This window comes from Alteromonas profundi, from assembly GCF_010500865.1.
Classification (GTDB): Bacteria; Pseudomonadota; Gammaproteobacteria; order Enterobacterales; family Alteromonadaceae; genus Alteromonas; species Alteromonas profundi.
In genome coordinates, this window is sequence record NZ_JAAAWN010000067.1 from 1 (window position 1) to 2403 (window position 2403).

Here is a 2403-nt window from a genome sequence, read left to right on the forward strand (position 1 = left end):
CAGTCAATTGGCTATGTTATTCACTCTGGCGAACGTGTTTAAAGTTGACCAGATGTTACGACGACAGCCAAGATCTGTTTGAAATCCGGGAATGGCCCGGAAGTAGGTCGAAATCCGGCCTAAAACGACGGCATATTGGCCTAAACTGCAAAATTAGAGTTTAAAAATTAGGCAGGCGATGCTGCGGCTTAACTGAGCGTTAAACTGCGGGACTTATTCGCAGTTTCCCTAATTTGATTGCAGCAGAATACGTTGCACGTTTTAATTTCGTCATTTTTTCACCCAAATTTGTATGCTTATTAGCATAACATTTCTTTCTTAATGGGTGGCCAAATTAACTATGCCACTACAGTGTTTGCAAGATTGATCTCAGTAATTGTGATATAGCCAAAATCATGTAATCGCTTCAAAGCAGCAATTAATTTGGAAGAAGTAAATTTAATATTAATGACCCTAAGTTCATCTAGTAAATTTATAACCTCTCGGTCTAACACGAATTCCTCGTGTCGTTTGCTGTTTAACCTACCAACATACAGTGAACCTTCCTCGCCGTAGTTCATTTCCACATCGAAGTCTTTTGAAGAATCAATTGTTAAAAATAATTCGCTAGATGCGTAGAGTCGTTGTAGAAAATAGATAGCTAAACGATATTCATCCTTCGATAGGTGCGGGTTTGAAATAACGTTTAGCAGGAACACTTTGTTAGCATATTCTTCTTTTAATTTGTGCAATTCAGTTTTTTCATTTACCGGGATTGTTGAATGCTTTTTCATCAGAGTTCTTGACGTATTTTCCGGTACGAGCTTAATGGGATTTTTGCTGGTACCAACACCAAGTAGCAAGATCTTTTTTTCAGATCTTAAAATTCTTTTTTGTTTTTCATTCTTCATTACTGAAATTGTCGTAACTGACTGTATTTAAATAACATATCTAATTTTTCCATCAAAAGTAACTGATAGTTCTTTTATTTTTCATCGAGGTTTTAAAAAACGAACAATTGAAAAGGTCTTTCGCGAAAGGCTCACACACCTTTACTCACAAGGGATTCAGAGGTTTGTAAACTTACAATGAACGCAAAAAAAGATCGGGTTTTTAGACGAATTCGCTTAGTTAAATTGATTCCTAAGCGTTACCAACGGGGTAGCGAATATGGAGACTTAGATAATGAAAAAAAGAAAATACGTAAAGCAACGATTACCCGCGACTCGTACTTTCGACACAATACAACCCGAAATTCATCTCGAAGAATTTGAATGGAAAGCTGTAAAAAAGTTGTCGGATACCGCGTGTTCAGCAGCCACTTTTTCCCTGTCTTGTATTCCACCAATTACAAAAAGTTTAGTAAGGGTTATAAGCAATGAAGGAAATACCGATGCCGGGAACGTAGCTGCAAGCCTAATTGTTTTCTTTAGTGGAGGGCTGAGTAACATCTATAAAGTTCAGCCGGAACAAGAGAATAAAGGTTGGTATATCTCGCCTAATCTTTCCGGTTTACTAGTGGGACCCGCAAGCGCTCGGAAATCAAGGGCATTTAGACCCATTGAATCACTTGTTCGTAAGGCTGAGGACGAATTGCAGTTTGAATATAGTAAAACAGAAAAGGAGGAACTAGCAGCTTATCAGCTTAAGAAAAAAAAGAATGCCAGTAGAGAGCAATTAGCTCAAAAAACGATTTTAGAAAGCCTGCGTATAGAAAAAAATGACCCAGCTAAAGCCGAAGAAATGATGGCAGATGCTGAGAGACTTCTAATGCAAATGGAAAATGATTTGGAACCTCCTTCGGCGATGAGTCTCATTATCAACCATACTACAGAGGCAGGTTTACATAAACTTAAGACAAGGGAAATTCATTGTCACTTTTATGTTAGGGATGAGGCGACGCCACTGTTGTTAGAAACAATGAGTATAACTCGGTCAAACATTAAAGCTTTTTTAATTGAAGCAATGGATGGTGATAATGACTACAGAAGAAACCTTAAAACAGAGCATGCTGGTAGGGCATTAGCTCCCAAAATAGTTATTTTTGGAACAATTCAGCCGAGCAAAATTAAGATTTACCTTAAAGACATTATAAAAGATGGATTAAACAATGACGGCTTCTTCAACCGTCTTCAATTACTTGTCTTTCCAGACGAACAAAGAGTTCTAGAGTTACCATCTAACACTCGACCAGAGACTATCAAACAACTTTTTCAGAAAGTTCTTAGTCAATTGTTACACAAAGAAAACCTTCTTAAAGAGAATCAAAAAGTTATTAAGTTTTCGCTTGATGCTCATGCATGTTCCGGCCCATTCCGATCACCCATTTCGGTTCAATCCGATCACTGATTTCGGTCTAATCCGATCGCTTATTTCGGAGTTATCCGATCAAAAATGACGTTTTTCCGAAATCACTGATCGGAA

Annotated in this window: 2 protein-coding genes; one reads left to right on the forward strand and one right to left on the reverse strand. The window is 37.7% G+C overall.

Annotated elements, in window-relative coordinates:
* Nucleotides 1–338 precede the first annotated feature (338 nt).
* On the reverse strand, nucleotides 339–890 hold the full coding sequence (locus GTH32_RS19080; RefSeq protein WP_163088775.1) for a hypothetical protein: 552 nt from the start codon (nucleotides 888–890) through the stop codon (nucleotides 339–341).
* Between the two features lie 274 nt (nucleotides 891–1164).
* On the opposite strand from GTH32_RS19080, the gene GTH32_RS19085 reads away from it, so the two are divergent.
* Nucleotides 1165–2328, forward strand: a complete 1164-nt coding sequence (locus GTH32_RS19085) for a DUF3987 domain-containing protein (protein ID WP_163088777.1) — start codon at nucleotides 1165–1167, stop codon at nucleotides 2326–2328.
* The last annotated feature ends 75 nt before the right edge of the window (nucleotides 2329–2403 follow it).

What these genes read in the sequence shown, in the direction of transcription:
- GTH32_RS19080 (WP_163088775.1), bottom strand. Translation starts at nt 890, where the DNA reads ATGAAGAATGAAAAACAAAAAAGAATTTTAAGATCTGAAAAAAAGATC.
- GTH32_RS19085 (WP_163088777.1), top strand. Translation starts at nt 1,165, where the DNA reads ATGAAAAAAAGAAAATACGTAAAGCAACGATTACCCGCGACTCGTACT.